Source organism: Planococcus sp. NCCP-2050 (assembly GCF_023708025.1).
Taxonomy (GTDB): Bacteria; Bacillota; Bacilli; order Bacillales_A; family Planococcaceae; genus Planococcus.
This window is the reverse complement of the sequence record NZ_BRCX01000003.1, coordinates 180007-204726: the sequence shown is the minus strand read 5'-3', so window position 1 is coordinate 204726 and position 24720 is coordinate 180007. Positions and strand designations below refer to the sequence as shown.

Annotated in this window: 18 protein-coding genes and 1 other annotated feature; of the genes, 3 read left to right on the top strand and 15 right to left on the bottom strand. The window is 46.2% G+C overall.

All coding sequences use genetic code 11. From position 1 onward, the window contains the following. Positions 1-55: 55 nt before the first annotated feature. Both NFU07_RS12540 and NFU07_RS12535 read right to left on the bottom strand, forming a co-directional pair. Positions 56-1759 carry a sensor domain-containing diguanylate cyclase gene (locus NFU07_RS12540; protein WP_251478626.1) on the bottom strand — a complete coding sequence of 568 codons (1704 nt, stop codon included), beginning with the start codon at positions 1757-1759 and terminating at the stop codon, positions 56-58. Positions 1760-1804: 45 nt separating this feature from the next. Then, the gene (locus tag NFU07_RS12535) at positions 1805-3001 is read right to left on the bottom strand and encodes a bifunctional folylpolyglutamate synthase/dihydrofolate synthase (RefSeq protein ID WP_251478624.1); all 1197 of its coding nucleotides are present in this window, start codon (positions 2999-3001) and stop codon (positions 1805-1807) included. Between the two features lie 73 nt (positions 3002-3074). Between NFU07_RS12535 and NFU07_RS12530 the strand changes: the two genes are divergently transcribed. From NFU07_RS12530 to NFU07_RS12520, 3 genes are all read left to right on the top strand, one after another. Continuing rightward, entirely contained in the window at positions 3075-3938 is an 864-nt protein-coding gene (locus tag NFU07_RS12530; protein ID WP_251478622.1) for an ATP-grasp domain-containing protein, read from the top strand. Beyond that, complete coding sequence (locus NFU07_RS12525; protein ID WP_251478620.1) at positions 3935-4720, top strand: ATP-grasp domain-containing protein; 786 nt, start codon at positions 3935-3937, stop codon at positions 4718-4720. The genes NFU07_RS12530 and NFU07_RS12525 overlap by 4 nt, the downstream gene beginning before the upstream one ends. Positions 4721-4880: 160 nt before the next feature. Continuing rightward, complete coding sequence (locus tag NFU07_RS12520; protein ID WP_251478618.1) at positions 4881-5972, top strand: NAD(P)-dependent alcohol dehydrogenase; 1092 nt, start codon at positions 4881-4883, stop codon at positions 5970-5972. A gap of 603 nt (positions 5973-6575) precedes the next feature. Here the strand turns inward: NFU07_RS12520 and NFU07_RS12515 are convergent. From NFU07_RS12515 to NFU07_RS12455, 13 genes are all read right to left on the bottom strand, one after another. Next, entirely contained in the window at positions 6576-9212 is a 2637-nt protein-coding gene (locus tag NFU07_RS12515; protein WP_285835963.1) for a valine--tRNA ligase, read from the bottom strand. A 478-nt stretch (positions 9213-9690) separates the two neighbouring features. Next, positions 9691-9912: a binding site (T-box leader), on the bottom strand. Positions 9913-9934: 22 nt separating this feature from the next. Then, positions 9935-10984, bottom strand: coding sequence for an AbrB family transcriptional regulator (locus tag NFU07_RS12510; protein WP_251478616.1), 1050 nt, complete (start codon positions 10982-10984; stop codon positions 9935-9937). Positions 10985-11173: 189 nt separating this feature from the next. Then, positions 11174-12460 (bottom strand): glutamate-1-semialdehyde 2,1-aminomutase, encoded by a 1287-nt coding sequence (gene hemL / locus NFU07_RS12505; RefSeq protein ID WP_251478614.1) that lies wholly within the window; start codon positions 12458-12460, stop codon positions 11174-11176. Beyond that, on the bottom strand, positions 12460-13440 hold the full coding sequence (gene hemB / locus NFU07_RS12500) for a porphobilinogen synthase (protein ID WP_235198968.1): 981 nt from the start codon (positions 13438-13440) through the stop codon (positions 12460-12462). Before hemB ends, hemL begins: the two co-directional genes overlap by 1 nt. Beyond that, positions 13421-14140: a uroporphyrinogen-III synthase gene (locus tag NFU07_RS12495; RefSeq protein ID WP_251478612.1), complete on the bottom strand. Its 720-nt coding sequence runs from the start codon at positions 14138-14140 to the stop codon at positions 13421-13423. The genes hemB and NFU07_RS12495 overlap by 20 nt, the downstream gene beginning before the upstream one ends. Next, positions 14133-15062: a hydroxymethylbilane synthase gene (hemC, locus tag NFU07_RS12490; RefSeq protein ID WP_251478610.1), complete on the bottom strand. Its 930-nt coding sequence runs from the start codon at positions 15060-15062 to the stop codon at positions 14133-14135. Before hemC ends, NFU07_RS12495 begins: the two co-directional genes overlap by 8 nt. Before the next feature lie 17 nt (positions 15063-15079). Further along, a complete protein-coding gene (ccsA, locus tag NFU07_RS12485) occupies positions 15080-15910 on the bottom strand; it encodes a cytochrome c biogenesis protein CcsA (protein WP_235198965.1) in 831 nt (276 codons plus the stop codon). A gap of 84 nt (positions 15911-15994) precedes the next feature. Beyond that, positions 15995-17362, bottom strand: coding sequence for a glutamyl-tRNA reductase (gene hemA, locus NFU07_RS12480; protein ID WP_251478608.1), 1368 nt, complete (start codon positions 17360-17362; stop codon positions 15995-15997). Between the two features lie 392 nt (positions 17363-17754). Then, positions 17755-18336 (bottom strand): ribosome biogenesis GTP-binding protein YihA/YsxC, encoded by a 582-nt coding sequence (gene yihA / locus NFU07_RS12475; protein ID WP_235198963.1) that lies wholly within the window; start codon positions 18334-18336, stop codon positions 17755-17757. Beyond that, positions 18333-20660, bottom strand: coding sequence for an endopeptidase La (gene lon, locus NFU07_RS12470; RefSeq protein ID WP_251478605.1), 2328 nt, complete (start codon positions 20658-20660; stop codon positions 18333-18335). The genes yihA and lon overlap by 4 nt, the downstream gene beginning before the upstream one ends. Positions 20661-20796: 136 nt before the next feature. Next, positions 20797-22068 carry an ATP-dependent protease ATP-binding subunit ClpX gene (clpX, locus tag NFU07_RS12465; RefSeq protein WP_251478603.1) on the bottom strand — a complete coding sequence of 424 codons (1272 nt, stop codon included), beginning with the start codon at positions 22066-22068 and terminating at the stop codon, positions 20797-20799. A gap of 213 nt (positions 22069-22281) precedes the next feature. Then, positions 22282-23595 (bottom strand): trigger factor, encoded by a 1314-nt coding sequence (gene tig, locus NFU07_RS12460; protein WP_235198961.1) that lies wholly within the window; start codon positions 23593-23595, stop codon positions 22282-22284. 103 nt (positions 23596-23698) lie between these two features. Next, on the bottom strand, positions 23699-24679 hold the full coding sequence (locus tag NFU07_RS12455; RefSeq protein WP_251478601.1) for a tetratricopeptide repeat protein: 981 nt from the start codon (positions 24677-24679) through the stop codon (positions 23699-23701). Positions 24680-24720 lie beyond the last annotated feature (41 nt).

Below are 24720 nucleotides of genomic sequence, written 5' to 3'. Positions count from 1 at the left end.
TTTAACAAAAAAGAAGACCCGAAAATTTCAAAACGAACTTTTCGGGTCTTCTTTTCTATTTCACATAAGCCGCAACCTTATTCCGCCCCGCCTGCTTCGCTCCGATATACAATGCCCTATCCGCATTCCGGATTAGTGCATTCGGTTCGTCGCTGTCATCTGGTGCAGTAGAAACGCCGATGCTAAGCGTAATATGGACGTCTTGAATGCTTCGATCAGCGCCTAAATCGGTTTTGATTTTAAAGGCATGTTTTTCAATTTTTTTGCGCAAAGATTCTGCAAATAACATCGATAGGTCTTTGCCGTAGTTCGGGAAGAGAACGACAAATTCTTCGCCGCCGTAGCGGGCAACAGTCCCTTCCTCTCCTACCTCTGCTTCAAGCAGCCTTGCGAGTTCGATCAGGATATCGTTGCCGCTTTGGTGGCCATACGTATCATTGATGCTCTTGAAGTGGTCGATGTCCATCATGACGAGCGACAGCTTTTCGAGCTCGCCGGATTTGACTTTGTTCATGCATTTTTCAAGTGCTTCATCTAAATAACGGTAATTGTATAATTTCGTTAAGCCGCAGCGCTCACTCTTCGCAATCGCTTTTTGTACGTAGCCCGCTTTTTCAAGCGATACAGCAAAATACGTACTCAAGATATCGAGGATCTGCAGCTGGTGGCTGACGTACGCATATTTTTTCTTCGAAGCGAGCACGAGCACGCCTTCGATTTTATTGTTCCGGGCGACCGGTGTACACATGATGCTTTCCGCATCCACTGGGATATAACCGGTGACAATTTCATTCCACTGGCTCTTTTTCTCGTAGACGACTGGTGTGTTCGTGACGATGACATTTCCGGCAATGCCTTTATTGTAGCGGACTGCCGGTATGTCCAATTTGATGAATTCATTATTTTCAAACATCCGCAGCATGATCAATTCGCCGCCACGGTAGTCGATGACATAGGCGTAATCGCTTTTGAACATATCTGCTACTTGAAGAACGAATTGGTCGAGCACTTCGTCCGTTGACAGCCGGGCAGCCAGCTGATGGCCGATCTCCCCTGCTTTTTTCAAATCGATGTTGACTTGTTCCGAGCTGTTGTACATTTTCATGACCGCTGTCATGATGAAGAACGGAATGCCGAGCAGCACGAGAGCCGCACTACCGATATAAGCTTCTGTAATATAAAGGGCAATAGCGTAAGGGAACACGCACAACGTCAGCGCAAAATCCCAGATGGCGTCAATGGAAAAGAATTTATTCGGCGTGCCGGTAATTTGATCGTAAATGTAAAAAATCACTTGATTGGCAACAACTGAAACGATTTGGAAAATTAAACCGAACACGATGATATGGACCAGATTGACCGATCCAATTTCCCCGCCGGCCAAGATAAATGCCATACCCGCTAAACAGGAAATCAGGAAAAACATGATCGAATTGAACGGGATGCGAAGGGATTGCGGTTCATCTGTCCGGCTTCTGAACAGCACCACCAGCATCGTCAGCTGGGAAATGAACAATTCTACGACAATGCCATATTTCAAGAATACAGCGACGGTCACCCATTGAACGAGAAAAGTCGATGCTCCGTTGATGTTCATGGGCATTAAACACATCAATACGAAAAATAAGATGAAGGCAAAAAGGTTCCATGGATCAATTTCCGGAGGCGGGAAATAATGGATGATCAAATAAAATCCAGGCAGAACGATCAATAGCCACAATGCCCAAAGAACTGTTCTTCTGTTGTTTGAATTCGGCATAGCATCTTCTCCCTAGCTGATTTTGCGCGAATTAAGGCTAAACCCTTAGCGGGCTGCGCTTTTATAGTTAGCAAAAATCTTGAAATCTTCGTTTTTAAGAATTGACAATAAATTCATCGAACCTGTGACTATTGTCATGACGTCTTTACCTTGTACAGGTAATATATCACATTGATTTTGAATTGTCTTTATTTTACTTCTACTTTCTTTAAATAAAATATTTCCAGCTAACGCACGCTCGCTTACAAATTCAATAAACGTGAACCGATTACTGATACGCTCGAGTTTCCGCAAGATTTCCGGGTAATTTTTGTCTTTTAAAATGCCCACGACGAAATGGATTTCTTTAGTTGGATATTGTTCTTTTACTGTCGTAATCAATGCTTCGATGCTTTCAACATTATGCGCCGCATCTAAAATTAGCCCCGGGTAGAGTTCTTCAAAACGAAACGGAATAGTGGCTTTAGAAAGACCGGCATTCGCTTTTTCTTGATCGAAGGTCAGCAATAAAATTTCCTTCGCTGCTTCTATCGCGAGTTGGGCGTTTCGGATTTGATGCTGCCCTTTCAGTTTTAATTCCACCGTAATCGGCTCTTTAGCTTTGATGACTTCGGAATGGAGCTTGTCAGATGTTTCATTTACTACTGCCATCGCGGCTTCAGGAAGAGCGCCTACAACCACTGGCTTCCACTTTTTGATAATCCCAGCTTTATGCCAAGCAATTTCTTCCAGTGTATCACCGAGAAAAGCCGTATGTTCCATCGAAATGGACGGAATGATCGAAAGGAATGGATCGATGACGTTTGTGCTGTCGAAGCGCCCGCCCATCCCTGCTTCAATGATCACAGCATCAAGCGGATGTTCACTAAATACCAGGAATGCCGCCGCAGTCAGCAATTCAAAATCCGTAAGCTGCGTCCGGAGCGATGCTAGCCGTTTCATCGTGCGGTCCATTTCTTCTGCTGGAATCGGCTCGCCGTTGATCTGGATTTGGTCATGGAGATCTTCAATTTCCGGGGAGAAGAAATTGCCGACCGATAAACCGTGCTCACGTAAGATGCTTGCCAGGAAAGTGGCAGTCGAGCCTTTGCCGTTGGTACCGGCAATATGTATGAAAGTCCCTTTTTGATGAGGGTTGTCTAATTCTTTTAAAGCAGCCGTAATGGCATGCAGCCCGGGTTTGATAGCAGCTTCCGTCTGGATGTTCCATTTCTTCTTGTAGGTGTCGAGTCCATTTATCATTTTTATCCTTCTTTCTCCGTTAAACGTGATACACTTTTTTTAAGATTAATTATACCATGAAGGAGAACTGGAAATGACAACATGTTGGGTGATTTATAACGGAAGTCTGGTCTCTGATAAATTCGCTGACCAAGCCCGTTTAACCGCAGATGCGGCTGAACGGGCCGGCGTTTCGGCAAGAATGATGAAAAACTACGAGGCGATGATGGATCTGTCTGCCGAACCGGATCTCCCTGATTTTGCGGTGCTCCTCGACAAAGACATTTTGCTTGGCTATTTCCTGAAAAGCCGAGGGGTTCCCGTATACAATGACCCTGCCATCATTGACCTTTGCGACAATAAAGCAAAACAGTATATCCAGCTTGCGTCTCATGGCCTCCCGATGCCGCGGACCATTGTCGCGCCGAAAGTCTATCCGAATTTCTCGATTTTGGAGTCCGGCTATTTCGAACGGGTAATCGATACATTGAAACTGCCGATGATCATTAAAGAAGGCCATGGCTCATTTGGCATGAAAGTCTATTTGATTGAAACGGAAGAGCAATTTTACGAAAAGGTGGAATCGCTTCGCGGCATCGATTTTGTCTTCCAAGAATTTATTGCATCGAGCCGCGGACGCGACATCCGCGTCAATATTGTCGGCGGCGAAATCGTTGCAGCGATGTACCGCCATTCAGAGACGGATTTCCGTGCAAACATCACAAATGGCGGAACAGCTTCCCCGGTTGAATTGACAGAAGCCCAAAGCAGGATGGCCATTGAAGCGGCGGCAGCAGTGGGAGCCGTTTTTGCCGGAGTTGACCTTTTGTTTGATGATCAGGAACAGCCGCTCGTCTGTGAAGTGAACGCCGCTGCCCATATCCGCAATATCCTGAATGTGACGGGCATCAATGTCGCAGATGCCATGATCGAATTCATACTGGAGGACTTGAAATGATCCTATTGTACGAGACGGCGGACGCTCATCGCAATAAAGTATTTATAGACGAGCTGCAGAAGTTCGGCAGTTTTAAACTGCTGTGCTGGGACGATTGGTCGGATGAGGGATTGGATGCGCTTGCTGAGAAATTGAAAAGTTCGCTCGTTTTGTTCCGTGTCCGCCGTCCTGCTGCCGCTCGGTTCCTCGAAGATCAGCGGATCCACTTGGTAAACCGTGCCGAAGTGAACCGGATTGCCAATGACAAATGGCAAAGCTTTCAGTTTATGCAATTGATGGGGGTTCCTGTGATTCCGACTTACCGGGAAGCGAAAGAATTTCCGTGTGTCGCTAAAACAGCGGACGGACACGGGGGAAACGGCGTTGAATTGGTCCACTCGGCTGCCGAGATCCCGACAGATGCTTCTATTTTTCAGCCCGTTGTCGACCACGTAGCGGATGTTCGTGCTTATGTAATTGGCAGCGAAGTGGTCGGTGCAGTCAAGCGGAGTTCTACCGATTCATTTAAAGCGAATTACTCACTCGGCGGCAAAGCGGAGAAATACATCCTCTCAGCTTCGCAAGAAAAAGACGTATTGAAAATTGCCCGTGCGCTGAAAAGCGATTACGTCGGTGTCGATTTTCTTTTATTGCCGGACGGACTGCATTTGTTCAATGAAATCGAAGATCCGGTCGGTGCGCGGTCTTTTTATGAGACACACGAAGAAAATATTGCCGAACTGTTGGCAATGCATTTGAAGAAGATTGAAAAAGAACGGCCTTTTCGCCTGAAGGAAGAGTAAATTAATCCAGCCTGCTTTAGCGGGCTGGATTTTTTATTAATGATTTTATAGACAAGTTTGATTATCTTTCAGCAATTTTAATAATTTCCATTCACTGACTATTCCTCTCTGAAAGCGGGTATCTTACAAATTGAGCAGAAAAAATAACAGGAGGGATTCAATGAAGATTCAAGCAGCAGTGACGCACGGATTGGGTGAGGATTTTAAATTTGAAGAAGTGGAACTTGGCGAACCGAAAGACCATGAGGTACTCGTGAAAATTGTAGCGACCGGCGTTTGCCATACAGATGCCGTAGCCCGGGATTTAGGATTGTCGCCTTTTCCAGCGGTGCTTGGCCATGAAGGCGCCGGTGTTGTTGAAAAAGTCGGGTCGGCGGTTACCTCGATTGAGGCCGGCGATCATGTCGTTTTGTCGTTTGCCTATTGCGGCCATTGCGAGAATTGCCTGACCGGCCATCCGACGGTTTGCCTGAACTTTAACGATTTGAACTTTGGCGGAAAGATGCAGGACGGCACAAACCGGATTCACCATCACGACCATGCTGTTTCAACGTTTTTCGGCCAGTCGTCGTTCGGCACTTTCGCGGTTACAAACGAGCGAAATGTCGTCAAAGTTGATAAAGAAGTGGATTTAACCCTGCTTGGGCCGCTTGGATGCGGTATTCAGACAGGTGCCGGGACGGTATTGAACCGCTTGAAACCGGAATTCGGCTCTTCTATTGCTGTTTTTGGCAGTGGTGCTGTTGGATTGAGTGCAGTAATGGCTGCGAAAATTGCAGGCTGCCTTAATATCATTGCCGTCGATATACACGACAACCGCCTGGAATTGGCAAAGGAACTCGGTGCAACCCATATTCTGAATGGCAAAAATGTAGATGTGGTACAAGAAATCAAGGCAATTACGGGTGGCGGCCTTCATTACGCAGTAGAGACGACAGGCGTTCCCCCGGTCGTTAAACAGGCAATCCATTCACTTCGCCCACTCGGCTCCTGTGCAATCGTCGGTGTGACGCCAGAAATGACTTTTGATGTCCATAACGACATCATGGCGGAAGGAAAAACAGTGATGGGCGTTATCGAAGGCGACTCGATTCCGCAGGTGTTCATTCCGCAGCTCGTGAATTATTTCAAACGAGGCTTGTTCCCGTTCGACAAACTGACGAAAGTATATGAGTTTGAACAGATCAACGAAGCCTTTGAGGATTCGAAAAACGGCTCGACCATCAAACCGATTGTCAAAATCGCTGAATAACAAAACGCTCCTGAACTTTTTCAGGAGCGTTTTAATTTTATGTGGGATTCGGCTGCAGCTAATTCATCGCCATTGATCCCCTCTTCTTTAGTTTCAAAATTGTCGCATGGCTGTATTATTAAACGCATGAAGAGAATATTGTGGAATTGTTGATGCAGCATCTTCAGAAATTGGAGAAAGACGCCCCATTTCGTGTGTGATGGAAGTTCGCTGATAAAGCGGGCTTTTTTATTTCGCTTTTCTGGCAAAGGCAGACACAATTGAAGTTGAAACTCGATTAGTGTCAGAAGGAAACTCCCATAGTGTCAAAAGAACTCCGATGAGTGTCGAAAGAATTCCTTTTAGTGTCGATAAAAACTCGGGTAGTGTCGATAAAGAGTCGAGTAGTGTCAATAGAACATGGAAATCGGGTGTGGATGGCTAACTAAGCACCCCTCACTTCCGTTTTTGATGAAAACTTGCTGCTTGCAGGCTTTTTTTATTTGTTCGGATTGGATCAGTGTCGATAGAAAGTGATTTAGTGTCGATAATGAGCCGAGTAGTGTCAATAGAACACAAAAAAGTCGGCCACCCTCAAATTCGAGAATGGCCGGCTTTCAACTTTTATAGATTCTTTAATTCTTCCATGCGTTTTTCAACGGTTGCGTGTTTTTCGAGGTAGTCGGCTTCTTTTTTGCGTTCTTCGGCCACTACTGCTTCAGGCGCTTTGGAAACGAAGCGTTCGTTCGACAGTTTGCCTTGAACGAGTTTGACTTCCTTCGCCCATTTCTCAAGTTCCTTTTGAAGGCGCGCAAGTTCTGCGTCAACATCGATCAAACCTTCAAGCGGCATGAACAATTCTGCACCGGATACAACAGCGGACATTGATTTTTCAGGCGCTGCGATGTTTTGGCCGATCGTCAAGGTTTCCGGGTTGCAGAAACGTTCGATGTACGCGGCATTTGTCGTCAACACATTATGCGTGTTTTCATCTTTAGCAGAAATCGTCAATGGCACTTTCTTGCTCATCGGCGACTGCACTTCTGCACGGATTGTACGAACAGCTGTGATGATGTCCATCAATAATTTCATGTTCGTCGACTCACTTTGTTCAGACAAGGATTCGTCAACTACCGGCCAAGCGGCAACCGTAATCGATTCGCCTTGGTGCGGCAAGTTCTGCCAGATTTCTTCTGTGATGAACGGCATGAATGGGTGCAATAGGCGCATTGTGTTGTCGAGTACGTACGCAAGAACCGAACGCGTCATTTTCTTCGCTTCTTCGTCTTCTCCGTACAATGGCAATTTCGCCATCTCGATATACCAGTCACAGAAATCATCCCAGATGAAGTTGTAAAGCGAACGGCCTACTTCACCGAATTCGTAACGTTCTGCAAGATGCGTCACTTGTTCGATGGTTTCATTCAAACGAGTCAAAATCCATGAATCGGCTACTGAACGTTTGCCGGAAAGATCGATTTCATCGTATGTCATGCCTTCCATATTCATCAAAGCGAAACGGGAAGCATTCCAGATTTTATTCGCAAAGTTCCAAACCGATTCCACTTTTTCCATCGAGAAGCGAAGATCCTGCCCTGGGCTTGAAGCCGTCGCCAGGAAGTAGCGAAGCGAATCCGAGCCGTATTCAGAAATTACGTCCATCGGATCGACGCCGTTCCCAAGGGATTTCGACATTTTGCGTCCTTCCGCATCGCGAACCAGTCCGTGGATCAATACGTCTTTAAACGGTTTTTCTTCCGTGAATTCAAGCGCTTGGAAAATCATGCGCGAAACCCAGAAGTTGATGATGTCATAGCCCGTTACAAGTGCGTCTGTCGGGTAGTAGCGTTTCAGCTCTTCATTATCTGCGTCCGGCCAGCCAAGCGTAGAGAACGGCCATAGAGCTGATGAGAACCAAGTATCCAGAACGTCTTCGTCCTGTGTCCAGTTTTCAGCATCTTCTGGTGCGTCCATGCCTACGTAAATTTCGCCAGTTTCGTTGTGGTACCAAGCTGGAATCTGATGGCCCCACCATAATTGACGGGAAATGCACCAGTCGCGGATGTTCTCCATCCAGTGAAGATAAGTTTTTTCAAAACGGTCCGGCACGAAATTCACACCGTCTTCGCCTTTTTGAAGATCCACCGATTTTTGCGCAAGTGGCTTCATATCCACAAACCATTGCGTCGATAGATACGGCTCAACTACGGCACCGCTGCGCTCGGAATGTCCAACCGAATGCATATGCTCTTCAATTTTGAATAAAACATCCATGTCCTGTAGGTCTTTAACGATCTGCTTGCGGCATTCGAAGCGGTCCATGCCTTCGTATTTGCCGGCGTTTTCGTTCATCGTGCCGTCTTCGTGCATGATCAAGACGCGCTCAAGATTGTGGCGATTGCCAATTTCAAAGTCATTCGGGTCGTGAGCAGGCGTAATTTTCACCGCACCGCTTCCGAATTCCATATCCACGTAATCGTCCGCAACGATTTCCATTTCGCGCCCAACAATCGGAAGAATGATTTTCTTGCCAATCAAGTGCTGGTAGCGCTCGTCTTTCGGGTGAACCGCAACGGCTGTATCGCCAAGCATCGTTTCCGGACGCGTTGTCGCGATTTCGATGTGCCCGCTGCCGTCAGCCAGTGGATAGCGCATATGATAGAATGCACCTTGCACATCTTTGTAGATAACTTCGATATCGGAAATAGCGGTTTTCGTTGCCGGATCCCAGTTGATGATGTATTTGCCGCGGTAGATGAGTTTTTTCTCATATAATTTAACGAATACTTCTTTAACGGCATCCGATAAGCCTGCATCCAACGTGAAGCGCTCACGGGAGTAATCGAGTCCAAGGCCAAGTTTCGACCATTGTTCACGGATATGCCCAGCGTATTCCTCTTTCCATTTCCACGATTCTTCAAGGAATTTTTCGCGGCCAAGGTCATAGCGGGATTTGCCTTCTTCACGCAATTTCCCCTCCACTTTCGCCTGCGTCGCAATTCCGGCATGGTCCATTCCTGGAAGCCATAAGGCATCGTATCCTTGCATGCGTTTCATGCGCGTCATGATATCTTGGAGCGTCGTATCCCATGCATGCCCTAAGTGCAATTTCCCTGTTACGTTCGGCGGCGGAATCACAATCGTATACGGCGTCTTGCCGCTTTCCGGCTTCGCTTCAAAAAACTTGTTGTCAATCCACCACTCGTAGCGGCCTTTTTCAATCGCCTGCGGATCATACTTTGTCGGCATTTGTTCAGTCATTGAAATTCCTCCTTTTTAAACTAAAGTACGAACTTGAGCGTGGCGCGTTGTTTTCATAACTAATAATGAAAGAACTATTAACTTTCATGACCATATATGTTGAACTAAAGAATTAGCTTTTACAAATCGCTTCGGCGCTTTGGGCAGTGCAAAGATTATGCTCCTGCGCACTGCTCGTCGCAAAGGAGGCGACAAGTCGCTCCTTGCCTTACGCAATAAGCCGAGAAAACCACTCGTCTTATTGCTTCGGCTAGCCCTGAGGCGCGCCGGCGCTGGAACACCCTCCAAAGATATGGAGCAAAACAGCGGAGACGCCTTGGGGACCAAGCGAAGTGATGAGATCCACTCGGGCGTTTAGCCCGAGTTAGCTCAGCGCGAGCCCCCGGCAAGCGAAGCTGTTTTGCGGAATATCGGCTGCTGCAGTTATCTAATTCAACTTTTAAAAGTTATTTAGAAAACAAAAAAACCCCTTCGTCTGTAAAAGGACGAAGGAGTTGTTCGCGGTACCACCTTTATGCGCAAGTCAAAAAGAACCTGGCTCTCAAGTTCGATAACGGATTTCACATCCGGTCCCCGCTACTCGAATTTCACGGAAACTGCTCCGAGGTGACATTCAAATGTTTGTTCATGAAAGCCTTTCACCAAGCGGCCTTCTCTCTGAAATGTACGCACATTTTACTATCCTCATCAACACATTAATTATTTACTTGAATCCATTGTACTCAATTTGCGCTTTTAGCGTCAAGCTTTTTCACGATAACGGCCACAATCGGCGAGGCGACGAGCAGGATAAAGAAGAGGCGGAATAAATGAAAGCTTGTGATCAAGGCCACATCCGCTCCGGCATCAAGCGCAGTAATTGCCATTTCTGCCATGCCCCCCGGCGCTGCACTCAGGAAGAAATCGAGGAATAGATAGCCTGGCAGCCAGCTCGTTAAGAGATACGCGATGCCAGTCGAGAAGGCAATCAACAAAATATTATTTACGACAATCGCTGTACCAAGACGGATATTCATCTTTTCACGAACTTGTTCCATCTGCAGCCCCAAATTCGCCCCGATGAAAATCTGCGCCATGGCAATGAGCCAGTACGGCATTTCAACTAATACTTCCCCGGTGATTGTTTGCATTCCGGCCATTGTGAGGATTGGCGCGAGCACTTCCGCCGCTGGGAATCCGATTTTTTTCATTCCAAAGTAAACGAGGATCCCCGCAGCAATCGCTAAGAAAAAATGGCCAGGAGCAAACGAAAATTTCTGCGACAGGATTTCGCCAGCTTCTCGCCCATCCAGGAATACGGTCAAAAAAGGCACAATCGTTACGACTAGTAAGATACGGAAAGTCTGCATCATTGTCACGACTGTGACATTCGCAGACTTAACATCTTCCGAAATGACGACCATCTGCGATAGGCCACCCGGCATCGAGCCGAGCAGACTTGTCGCCAAGCTTTCATCGGCCATCTTTCGGAAAAGCAAGCCTAGAAGCAAGGATAAGGCGACGACGGAAAATGTCAGAAAGGCCATGAACGGCAAATCGAGCCACATCAAAAACACCGCTTCACGTGAAAACGAGGAGCCGATTTGCACCCCGAGAAGCACAAGTCCAGCGACTTTCAAAAATTTCGGCCAGTAGAATTTCAGTTTTGTAAATTGATTTAGGATCAATAGCACGAACATCGGCCCAAGCAGCCAAGGCAAAAACATGCCGACGGCTTCAAATAGAGCACCTGAAGCAATAGCGATCAACGCAGTTAAGATAAACGGTCTCACAAAATTTCCTACTTTCACAACTTAAGCTAATGTCCATGATACACCAAAATAGAAGCGCTATGAACTCTATGAGCGCTTTTTGAAGTTCTAAGAGAGGAAAACCCGATTCTATAATCGCCCGCCCTCTTTTATTCCACAAAAAAACAGACGGATAAACTTACTATCCGCCCGCTCTCTTTTCTTCTTTTATTAACGCGCTAATTTAGCGAATACGTTATGGAAAGCTTCCACCGTTTTCGCAATATGCTCTTCTGTATGGGCAGTTGATAAGAACATGCCTTCAAACTGGGATGGCGGCAGGAAGATGCCTTCTTCCGCCATCAAGCGGTAGTAATCGGCAAATAATGCCGTGTCGGATGTTTTTGCTGTTTCAAAATCCACCACTTCTTCGTTCGTGAAGAAAAAGCCGATCATGGAACCCGCACGGTTCACCGTATGCGGAATGTTGTATTTCTCAGCTGCTGCACGGAAACCGGCTTCCAGCTGATCACCGCGTTCAATGAAGGTTTCGTAGCTCGCTTCGTTTAAACGGCTTAATGTTTCGAACCCTGCAGTCATCGCAAGCGGGTTGCCTGAAAGCGTCCCTGCTTGGTAGATTGAACCGCTTGGCGCCACTTGTTCCATGATTTCGCGCTTACCGCCGAATGCACCGACAGGAAGTCCGCCGCCGATGACTTTGCCTAGGCATGTCATATCCGGCGTTACGCCGAAATAGCCTTGTGCGCAGTTATAGCCGACGCGGAATCCGGTCATGACTTCGTCAAAAATCAAGATTGTGCCATTTTCAGTCGTCAAATTGCGAAGTTCCTGCAAGAAACCGTCTTTCGGCGGGACAACGCCCATATTGCCGGCAACCGGTTCAACAATGACAGCAGCAAGATCGTCTCCGAATTCACGGAATGCGTGTCTTACACTTTCCAAATCATTGTAAGGAACTGTAATTGTATTTTGTGCAACTGAAGCTGGCACTCCCGGTGAATCCGGCAAGCCAAGCGTCGCAACACCTGAGCCCGCTTTGATCAAAAGGCTATCGCCATGGCCGTGGTAGCAGCCTTCAAATTTCAAGATTTTATTGCGTCCAGTGTAGCCGCGCGCAACGCGCAATGCACTCATCGTCGCTTCCGTTCCGGAAGAAACCATGCGCACCATTTCAATCGATGGTACACGCTCCATTACAAGTTTAGCAAGTTCGTTTTCAAGCAAAGTCGGCGCACCGAAACTTGTACCGGACAATGCAGTTGCCTGGATCGCTTTGACTACATCCGGGTGGGTGTGGCCCAGGATCAGCGGTCCCCAAGACAACACATAGTCGATATACGTATTGCCATCGATATCCGTAATCGTCGCACCGCTGCCGGAAGCCATGAAAATCGGGTCCATATTGACCGATTTAAACGCACGCACCGGGCTGTTTACGCCGCCCGGCATTAAATTTTTCGCTTCGTTAAATGCTGCAATCGAATTTTCGTATCCCATTACTTCTCCTCCAGCCAGCGTGCCGCATCTTTTGCATGATACGTCATCAAGATATCCGCTCCAGCGCGTTTCATGCTGAGCAAAGTTTCAAGAACGATCTGTTTTTCGTCAACCCAGCCATTCAATGCGGCTGCTTTGACCATTGCATACTCGCCGCTGACGTTATAAGCAACAATCGGCACATCAAAGTTGTCGCGTACTTCACGGATGATGTCCAAATAAGAAAGAGCCGGTTTCACGATCATGAAATCCGCACCTTCTTCAATATCTGATCCTGCTTCGCGCAAAGCTTCCAAGCGGTTCGCCGGATCCATTTGATAAGTTTTGCGGTCACCGAACTGTGGAGTTGAATGCGCCGCTTCACGGAACGGGCCGTAATAAGCAGAAGAATATTTTACGCCGTAGGACATAATCGGCGTATTTTCAAATCCAGCCTGGTCCAAACCGTAGCGGATTGCTGCGACAAAGCCGTCCATCATGTTCGACGGTGCAATAATGTCCGCTCCTGCTTTCGCTTGGGACACCGCTGTACGGGCAAGCAAATCAAGCGATTCGTCGTTCAAGATGACACCATTTTCGATCACGCCGCAATGGCCGTGGTCGGTATATTGGCAAAGGCATGTATCGGCAATCACCACTAATTCCGGATGGCGATTTTTAGCAAAGCGGATCGCTTCCTGCGTAATGCCATGGTCGTGGTAAGCTTGCGACCCGACAGCGTCTTTTTCATTCGGCACACCGAACAAAATGACAGAAGGAATTCCTAAAGAAACCACTTCGTCCAATTCTTCGCCTAGTCTATCCAATGAAAAATGGAATACGCCCGGCATCGATGAGATTTCCTCTTTTACATTTTCGCCTTCCACTACAAAAATCGGGTAAATAAAATCTTCTTTCTGTACGCTCGTTTCGCGAACCATCGAACGGATATTAGCCGATCCGCGCAAACGGCGATGGCGTCTAAAATTCAATTCTGTCATCATTGCAACTCCCTTTCGCTATTTCGTTAATCACTTCTAAATACGTATACTTTTTCGGGCGGTAATCGACATGGCCGCCATTCTGTTTGATGGCGTTTTCCGTAATGTGGCCAATGGCCGCCGTCCGGATGCCTGACCAATCCCCTCCTGCTTCCCGGTAAGCCGAGACAGCTGAAGGACTGGCAAATATCACGATCAGGCCTTTCATTTCCATCAATGTGCGTGCATTGCCGATTTTAAGGGAAGTCTCATAAATTGTCCATTCATCAACATGGAGCGGCATCGATGCAATCGTGCTCTTCGCAAGCGTCCCTTTCACAAACAGGCATTTCACATCGCTCCCCACAAATGCCGGGAATTCCTTCACAAAAACATCTGCACTATAGACGGTGGGAATAAAATCCACACGGTAGCCATGCTGCTCTAAAGCTTCAGCCGTCTTTTCCCCAACAGCGGCGATTTTCGCGTGAGTCGGAACTTGCAGTTGGCAAAAAGCCTCCGCACTCGTGCCGCTCGTGAAAATCAGCCAATCGTATAATTGGACCGGAGGCATTTCGCCTTGCCGAATCGACGTTTCAATGAGCGGCAAATACAAAGCTTTGCCGCCCAATTGTTCTACTTTTAAGACCGCTTCTTCCGGCTTTCTTGAACCGGTAAAAACAATGGTCTCACCCTTTAAAGCGTTTATCTTCTCAGACATTGCTCTCAGCTTTTACTTTTTGGATCAACTCATAGCCGCCTTGTGAACTGATTTTTTCAGCTACCATACGGCCTGCTTCGATCGGATCGCGGCTGATAGCTGTTTCTTTGAACACTTGCTCAGCATCAGGCGATGATATCAAACCAGTAAATGAAATTTCTCCTTCAGAAACCGTTGCATAGCCGGCAATCGGCACTTGGCAGCTGCCGTCCATATCTTTCAAGAATTTGCGTTCTGCGTTAACTGCAAGCGCTGTGTTCTCATCATTTAGTTTCGCCAGTTCTGTAAGCAATTCCGTATCTTCTCCGCGGCATTCGATGCCAAGCGCCCCTTGTCCGATAGCCGGAAGGCATTCATCGACTTCCAGGAATTCCGTCACGATGTCTTCTTTCCAGCCCATGCGCTTCAGTCCGGCAGCAGCCAGCAAGATTGCGTCGAAGTCGCCTGAATGCAATTTTGCAATGCGGGTATCAATGTTTCCGCGGATCCACTGGATATCAAGGTCCGGGCGCAAAAGTAGCAACTGTGAGCTGCGGCGCAGGCTGCTTGTCCCGACTACGGCTCCGATTGGAAGGTCCATCAATTTTACATGATCATTTGAAATGAACGCATCACGCGGATCTTCGCGTTCCGGCACACAGCCAATGACAAAGCCTTCCGGAAGAACCGACGGCATATCTTTCATGCTGTGTACTGCAAAGTCGATTTCTTTATTGTAGAGCGCCTGTTCAATTTCTTTGACGAACAAGCCTTTGCCTCCAACTTTAGAAAGCGTCACGTCAAGAATCCGGTCGCCTTTTGTCACGATTTCTTTTATTTCAAATTCAAACGGCGCACCTGCCGCTTTTAATTTTTCGATAAACTGATTCGTTTGCGTCAACGCAAGTTTACTTCTTCTTGAACCTACAATAATTTTTCTCATTTGAATCCTACCCTTCTTTAATACCAGAAATGAAATTCAGATAACCGACTTCCCAAAAAGAAATTGATCAATAATAATAAAAATGCATAAATATGGGCCATCGCATACGGCATGCCGCTAAGTGAACCTTTGCGGTTGCGGTATAAAATCCAGCTGTAGACGAGCAGCAAAATGAAGGACCCGACGATCTTCATGTCGAAGAGCGAGAATTCATTCAGCGAAATGACTGCCCATTGAAGCCCAAGCACGAGCGATACAAACAGCAAGGAAATTCCGACCAGTATCGAAATCGTCATGCCGAGCTCCGCTTGCCCAAGCGACGGCAGATTGCTCCACTGTTTCGTCCATTTTTTCTTTTTCAGCAAGCGGTACAAAATCATGTAAAGCGCTGAAAAGACGAAGGACAGCGAAAACGCCACATAAGACAAAATGGCAAACGTGATGTGAATCAGCAACAGCTCCGAAACGAGCGATTCCCCCACCGGCGAACGTTCAATCTGGACCGGCGCGAATGTATGGATGGTCATAAAGATAAATCCGATGATGTTAATGAAAAATACCGCAAAATCGAAGCGGTAAAATATGCGAAGGACAAGTGACAAAGTCACGAGCAGCCAAGCATAAAAATAGATCCCTTCGAAAAGGGTCAATATTGGAAAGCGCTGCGTTTCAATAATATACAGCACTAAAAACACAGTCTGCAAAACCCAAACAATTCCAAGCAACGTCATGGCAATGCGGCTGGCTTTTTTCTCTTTATATAAATAATCGATAAAATAAAAAACAAGGCTGACAGCATATAGAATAACCATAGCTTCATGCAGCCTTGCCATTGTTATATCAGCCATCCTATTCCCCTTCGTTTCCATAGTTAAAGGCGCTTCGTATCTACATTTTAACATATAGATTCGAAAACGCCTCTTTCAGAAAGCTTAAAATGAATATCCGGGAATTTCCTGTTGCTCTGCCTGTTTTGAAGATGTGGCCGCTTTTGGTTTAACGGCTGCCGTCTGCTTTTGGATTTCTGCTTCGACTTCATCTTCAATGCCAAAGATCTGCTGGAACAATTCGAGCTGTTCCCGCGCTTTTGGCGCACCGGCCATTTCTTTCGCCTGCAAAATCGGGTCTTTCAATAATTGATTGATGATCGATTTTGTGTGTTTGTTGAGGATTTTCTTTTCACGGTCTGTCAGGTCGGGCATTTTGTTTTCAATGCTCGCCATTGTTTCCGACTGGATCGCCAATGCTTTTTGGCGCAATGCCGAAATCACAGGAACCACGCCAAGCGTCGCCAGCCAATCATTGAATTGGTTCGACTCCTGCCCGATCATCGCCATGATTTGTCCAGCTGCCCGTTCACGCTCAGCCAAGTTCGCTTCAACGATTCCTTGCATATCATCGATGTCGTATAAGAAGACATTCGACAAATCACCGATGCGCGGATCGATATCACGCGGCACTGCAATGTCGACCATAAATAATGGCTTGCCTTTGCGAAGCTTCTCTACGTATTGCATCAATTCGAAATCGATGACAAAATCCGTTGCTCCTGTAGAAGAAATCAGAATGTCCGCATCTAAGAGCGCACATTGCAATTGATTCATCGGCAACGCTTTGCCTTCAAACTTCTCTGCAACAGCTTCCGCTTTCTCGAACGTACGGTTGATGACCGTCACGTGATTAGCTCCGCTGCCTTGTAGATTTTTAATCGCGAGTTCGCCCATTTTCCCGGCGCCTAAAATTACGACATGCTTGTTTTTCAAGCTGCCGAAGATTTTCTTGCCCAGTTCCACCGCTGCATATGAAACCGATACGGCATTCTCGCCGATCGCTGTTTCTGAATGCGCACGTTTCGCCAGCGTCACTGCTTGCTTGAACAATTGGTTGAAAACCGTTCCAGTCGTCCCATACTCCTGGCCAGCCAGGAAACTGTTCCGGACCTGTCCAAGGATCTGAGTTTCTCCAAGCACCATCGAATCGATGCCGGCAGTTACACGGAACAAATGCTCAACCGCTTCTTCTTGTTCATAGACAAATAAATATTGGGAAAATGACTCTTGCGGAAGTCCGAAATAATCCGCCAAGAATTGCTTCACGTAGTAACGGCCAGTGTGAAGCTGATCGACAACTGCATAGATCTCTGTCCGGTTGCAGGTCGATACGATGACATCTTCCAATATGCTTTTTTGCTCTTTTAACGCTTGCATCGCTTGTGGAAGTTCAGACTCGATAAACGACAGTTTTTCTCTGATTTCCACTGGTGCAGAGCGATAATTCACCCCGACTACTAATGTATGCATGGGATCAAAACACCTTTCACGTTCAATATTTCCTATCTATAAGTATACCACTATTATAGTTTCAGAAGCCTTTCAAAATGTGAACAAGCCATGAAACTATTACATTTTGCTGTACAGTGGGAGTTAATATTATTACTTTATAATTATTATAATGTAAGTTTAGCAAAGCATCCTTCCGACAACAAGTATAACGCTCTTAGTCGAAATAGTGCATTAACTTTCGGCTTGTTAAGGAGAAAATTTGAGATGTTTGCGGGATAACCGCGTTTATTTGCGCAATAAACGAGTTGTTTGCGGAATTTCTTATTTTATTTGCGGAATAGCGAACTTTATTTACAGTAAGCCATTTCCCCATAAAAAAAGAGCGCGGCTCATAGCTGCGCTCTTTCCAATTACATTCTTTTTTCGATTTCAGCCCATGCTGCATCTTTGCCAAGCCCGGTTTCAGATGAAAAGACGATTAACGGATCGCCTTTTTCCATTTCCAAGGTTTCACGGACAATTTTCTTATGCTTGTCCCATTTCCCTTTTGGAATCTTATCCGCTTTTGTCGCAATGATGATGCACGGAATATCGTAATGCTTCATGAAATCGTACATCGCGATATCGTCGCGGCTTGGCGGATGGCGAAGATCGACGATTTGGATAACCGCTTTTAGCTCATCTCGTCCCGTAATATACCGCTCGATCATTTTGCCCCATGCTTCGCGTTCCGTCTTTGCCACTTTTGCGTAGCCATAGCCCGGTACATCCACATAGAACAATTTCTCTTCGATTTTGTAAAAGTTCAAGGTCTGTGTTTTCCCCGGTTTCGAGGAAATGCGCGCCATGCTTTTACGTCCGATCATTTTGTTAATGAAAGACGATTTCCCGACATTTGAACGTCCCGCTAAGGCAAATTCCGGCAAGCCGTCTTCCGGATACTGATCCGGACGGACGGCGCTGATTACAAGTTCTACATTATTGACTATCATTCATTTTCTCCTTCTAATGCGATTTCGAGTGCCTCTTCCGCTTGAGAAACAAGTTTGAACGTCAATTCTTCACGGACACTTTCCGGAATGTCTTCGATATCCCGCTCGTTATCTATCGGCAAGATGATCGTTTTCAATCCAGCACGGTGTGCGCTTAATGTTTTCTCTTTCACGCCGCCAATCGGCAAGACGCGTCCACGCAGCGTAATTTCACCGGTCATGCCGACTTCGCGGCGAATCGGACGTTTGGACAGCGCAGATACCAGTGCAGTCGCAATTGTGATCCCGGCAGATGGGCCGTCTTTTGGCACCGCTCCTTCAGGTACGTGGATATGGATATCCTGCGATTCATGGAAAGACGGGTCAATGCCAAGTGATTCTGCATTTGCTCGGACAAACGAAAGTGCCGTCTGTGCCGACTCTTTCATGACATCGCCAAGTTTACCGGTCAATTGGAGTTTGCCTTTGCCAGCCGATAACGAAACTTCGATCTGAAGCGTGTCTCCGCCAACTGTCGTGTATGCAAGGCCTGTCGCCACGCCGACTTGGTTGACCGTTTCAGCCATGCCGTAGCGGAATTTGCGCTTCCCTAAATACTCTTCCACTAAATCAGCAGTTACTGCCACCGATTCTTTTTCACCGCTGACAATCTGTTTCGTCACTTTGCGGCAAATGGAAGCAATTTGGCGCTCAAGGCCACGGACTCCCGCTTCCCGAGTGTAATAACGGACAACAGAAAGCAATGCAGCGTCATCGAAAGTCAACTGGCTTTCTTCCAACCCATGTTCTTTCAATTGCTTCGGCGCTAAATGGTTTTTCGCAATCATTTGTTTTTCCGCTTCTGTGTAGCCGGCAATCGTAATGACTTCCATCCGGTCGCGAAGCGGTCCTGGAATCGATCCAAGATCATTTGCCGTCGCGATGAATAAAACATTCGAAAGATCGTAGGTTTCTTCTATATAATGGTCGCTGAATGAATTGTTCTGTTCCGGATCCAATACTTCAAGCATAGCTGATGAAGGGTCTCCGCGGAAATCATTCGACATCTTATCAATTTCATCGAGTAAGAACACTGGATTTACGGTAGATGCCTTTTTCATTCCTTGAATAATGCGTCCTGGCATCGCGCCGACATATGTGCGGCGGTGGCCACGGATCTCCGATTCGTCGCGCACGCCGCCAAGCGATACACGGACAAATTTGCGGTCGAGCGATTCAGCAATCGATTTTGCTAGAGAAGTTTTACCGACTCCAGGAGGGCCTACTAAACAAAGGATGGGCCCGCGAAGCGATTTCGTCATCTGCTGTACGGCTAAATACTCCAATACACGCTCTTTGACGCTTTCCAAGCCGTCATGGTCACGGTCAAGGACTTCTTCAGCGTATTTGATATCCAACCGGTCTTCTGTCGAATTCGACCATGGAATCGTCACAAGCCACTCGATGTAATTGCGGATAATGCCGCTTTCAGCAGCTGCTGACGGCAATTTCTCGTAACGGTCCAATTCTTTCAGTGCGGCTTTTTCCGTAGATTCCGGCATGCCGGCTTCTTCGATGCGTTTCTTCAGATCAACGATTTCAGCTGATTTGCCGTCTTTATCGCCAAGCTCTGTTTGGATCGCCTTCATCTGTTCACGAAGGTAAAACTCTTTTTGCGTCTGTTCCATCGATTTCTTAACGCGCTGGCTGATGCGTTTTTCCAGATCGATCACTTCTTGCTCATTATGCAAGCGTGTAATCAGCATTTCCAATCGCTTATCAATATCGAAGGTTTCCAGGATTTCCTGTTTGCCAGCCACTTTAATCGGCAAATGCGATGCCACCATATCGGCTAGACGGCCAGGCTCTTCGATGTCGGCCACAGTGTTATAAGTTTCAGTCGTGATTTTCTTCGAAGCTTTTGCGTATTTCTCAAAATGCTCCAGCAGCAAGCGCATCAATGCATCTTGCTCCGCTGTCCGCTCCGTTTCATCCGGGAACGTAGTCACTTCAACCATCGTCAAGTTTTCTTCTTCTGTATATTGCTTCCACTGCGCACGTTCCTGTCCTTCTACAAGAACACGGATGGTGCCGTTCGGCAATTTCAACATCTGTTTAATATATGCGAGTGTACCGATTTTATGCAGATCGTCTTTTTCCGGCTGTTCTGTACTCATTTCTTTTTGAGTTGCCAGGAAAATGATATTGTCTTCAAGCATTGCTTGCTCTAGAGCCGCAATGGACCGCTCCCGGCCTACATCAATATGCAAGACCATCGTCGGAAATACGAGGAGCCCTCGCAGCGGCAATAAAGGCACGCGTTTTGTTATTTTTTTCTTAGCCATTCGGGAGAACACCTCCGGTTATTTTCGTCAAAAAAACAAGCTGACCCTAAACGCGCGGATGTGCACGATCAGAGTCAGCCCGTATCATCCTATATTCCGCTTGCTTGCAGCGGCTTCCCGCTGAAAGCAGTTTTACTTAGGCGGATGTTTTCTCGTTATTGTCGCCTTTATATTCTGAGCCGTCTTCTAGCAAAAGTTTCGGCTGAGCGCTATCAGTGACGGTTTCTTTTGTAATGACGCATTCCACGATATCTTCGCGGGACGGCAGGTCGAACATGACTTCAAGCATGATATTCTCAATGATTGAACGAAGTCCTCGGGCACCTGTCTTGCGTTCAATCGCCAATTTCGCGATTTCCACTAAGGCATCGTCTTCAAATGTCAATTCGACATCATCAAGCTCCATCATTTTCTGGTATTGCTTGATCAATGCATTTTTCGGTTCAGTCAAGATCTGCACCAATGCGTTTTCATCCAATTGCTCTAGGCTTGCCAATACCGGCAAACGCCCGATGAACTCTGGAATCAAACCGAATTTCAACAAATCTTCAGGAATCAATTGGCTAAGCAATGATTTCTCGTCCAATTCCTCTTTGTTCGGGTCTGCACCGAAACCGATGACTTTATTGCCCAAACGGCGTTTGATGATTTGGTCTACACCGTCAAAAGCACCGCCGACAATGAATAATACATTCGTCGTATCGATTTGGATGAATTCTTGATGAGGGTGCTTGCGTCCGCCTTGTGGTGGCACGCTTGCAGTCGTTCCTTCAAGAATTTTCAATAATGCTTGCTGAACGCCTTCACCGGAAACATCGCGTGTAATCGATGGGTTTTCCGATTTACGGGCCACTTTATCGATTTCATCGATGTAGATGATGCCTTTTTCTGCGCGTTCTACGTCATAATCCGCAGCTTGGATCAGTTTCAATAGAATGTTTTCAACGTCCTCACCTACATAGCCTGCTTCGGTTAAAGAAGTAGCATCTGCGATTGCGAAAGGAACGTTCAGGATGCGAGCCAAAGTTTGAGCAAGCAAAGTTTTCCCGCTCCCTGTTGGTCCAATCAAAACGATATTCGATTTCGACAGCTCGACATCGTCGATCTTGCTGTTCGAGTTCACGCGTTTATAATGGTTATACACAGCGACAGCAAGCGACTTCTTCGCTTTTTCCTGTCCGATTACATAACCGTTTAAAATGTCCAAAATCTCTTTCGGTTTTGGAACTTCTTTGAATTCTACTGCTTCTTCTGTACCAAGCTCTTCTTCTACGATTTCCGTGCAAAGCTCAATACATTCGTCGCAAATATATACACCTGGTCCTGCAACCAGTTTACGGACCTGCTCTTGCGGTTTACCGCAAAATGAACATTTAAGATGGTCTTTTTCGTCATTGAATTTGAACAATGTATTCACCCCTATTCAAGCCATTATCTTACAAGATATTCGTTATTGTATCAACTAATTAGAATTAAACCAAAAGGAAAGCATTATGTAGGGCATTAAATTGATGTTAGTTGATTTCTTTTACATGGGTTATGTCTATTTTATTGGTTTTATGTAGAAGAAAACAAGGCACGATGCCGTGCCTTGTTTTCGGTTGTAAATTATAGGCTTTAATTATTCAGCGTCTTCAGCATTTGCAATTTCAGTTGTAATTTTAGCGTTTTCCACTAAGAATTCAACTGTGTTTTGCATACGGATGTCATTTTCAAGCATTTCAGTACCGCCTAAAGCAGCTTTGATCTGTTCTGCATCCATGTTGAATTGGCCAGACATTTTTTCAAGTTCTTTGTTGATGTCTTCAGCTGTTACTTCCATGTTCTCTGCAGCAGCAATTGCTTCAAGAACTAGCGATACACGTACGCGTGTTTCAGCATCATCGTGCATTTGAGCGCGAAGTGCCTGCTCGTCTTGTCCTGAGAATTGGTAGTAAAGGTCAAGGTTCATGCCTTGTTGAGTCAAACGCTGTTCGAAATCTTGCATCATGCGGTCCATTTCAGTGTGGATCATTGCATGCGGAAGGTCGATTGTTGCGTTTTCTGCAACTTTCTGAACCAACTCATCGCGAAGTTGAGCATCAGAAGCTGATTGTTTTTCAGCTGACAATGTTTCTTTCATTTTTGTGCGCAATTCATCTAAAGAAGCGACTTCCGCATCAATTTCTTTTGCAAATTCATCGTTAAGTTCAGGAAGTTCTTTTGCTTTCACTTCGTTTACTTTCACTTTGAAAGTTGCAGCTTTTCCTGCAAGCTCAGCCGCGTGGTATTCTTCAGGGAAAGTGACTTCAACGTCTTTTTCTTCTCCTGCTTTCACGCCAACCAATTGCTCTTCGAATCCAGGGATGAATGAGTTTGAACCGATTTCAAGAGAATAATCTTCTCCTTTGCCGCCTTCAAACGCTTCTCCATCAACAAACCCTTCGAAATCGATAACAGCTGTATCGCCTTCAACGATTGCTTCGTCTTCTTTAACAGCAAGTTCAGCAAAACGCTCTTGGTTTTCTTTCAATTGGTTTTCGATTTCTTCGTCTGTTACTTCTGTATCTTGTTTTGTTACTTCGATGCCTTTGTATTCGCCAAGCTGAACTTCAGGTTTAACGATCACTTTAGCAGTGAATACCAATGGCTTGTTTTTCTCCATTGTGTCGATATCGATTTCCGGGCGGTCAACTGGGTTGATTCCGGCTTCTTCAACAGCGTTCGCATAAGCGTCCGGCAAGATGAAATCCAAAGCATCTTGGTACAATGATTCTACACCAAAACGTTTTTCGAACATTTGGCGAGGCATTTTTCCTTTACGGAAACCTGGCACGTTGATTTCTTTTACAACTTTCTTGAATGCTTGATCCAATCCTGCATTTACTACTTCTACAGGCACTTCTACTGTTAACGTTCCTGTGTTACCTTCTTGTTTTTCCCATTTTGCTGACATATATTAGCCCTCCAAACATTTTCTACAAAGTCATATTACGTGTATTATACGAATTTTGACAACCTCCATATTATAGCATAGATGGCGTCATGTTCAACTATTTCTACCCATTCCGAAACTCGAACCAAGCTTCTGCCTGAATTATCAGCTTGAGCAGCTCTTCATCCACCCCATTTGATGCTTCTCCGGTAAACAAACTATCCAGATAACCCATATAGGCTTCTGCAACTTCCCGCCCTTCAAATTCATCCCACGCAAAAGGATAGATCAAGTAAATATGGCGTTCAAACAGTTCAATCGCCATTTCCAGGCGGGTCGGGTCTTTCGATAAAGCTTCTTCCAAATAACTGCGGATTATTTTAATGCGTTTATTGTTTATAGGGTCCGGCAAGGCGGCGGCTGAAAATTCACCTTCGTAATGGAACTTCTTGATTTTGAGCCGGCCGGCCACTTTTTCCTGGTGGAGCGTAAATAATATGTATGTTTTGGTGAGCAGATCGGTATCTTGGTGTTCAGCAAGCGCAAACAATTTCTCCTTCAGCGGCTCGTAATATGCCGGCTGCAGTTCCATGATGAGATGCTCCTGCTCGCTCGGCCGAAGCGCGGTGAAATGTTCAGCTTCGTATAAACGGATATCCACTTTTTCTTTGGATACATTCGCTGCAATCCGTTCGTTCAGCTCGCGCAATTGCTGAAATTGTTCAAGCCGCTCTTCCGGCAAGATTTTTTCTTCAATAAGCATTTCGATCATTTGCTCAGCTTCTTCAAATTCCCTCACTTGCATCAACAAACTTATGTATAATTCCATCGTCTCCAAATAATGGATCGGACCCACTTTTAACAGCTCGCGGCAGACGTCGAGCGCCTCTTCATAATCCCCCAGCTCAAATAAGCAATAAGCGTAGGCTCCAAGCGCTCCCGCATGTTCAGGTTCATACGCCAGCACTTGGTAGAGCTTATCGCGGGCTTCGGTGTACTGCTCGTCTTTCAGGAGATTCATGCCGTCTGTCAACAAGCGGTTGATCGTGGTCGGAAATACGATGACATTGCCTTTTCGTTTAAGCTCCCTATATTTCTTCCGCATTTTTACCACCCCATTTATTGCCTCTATCATAACATAAGGGG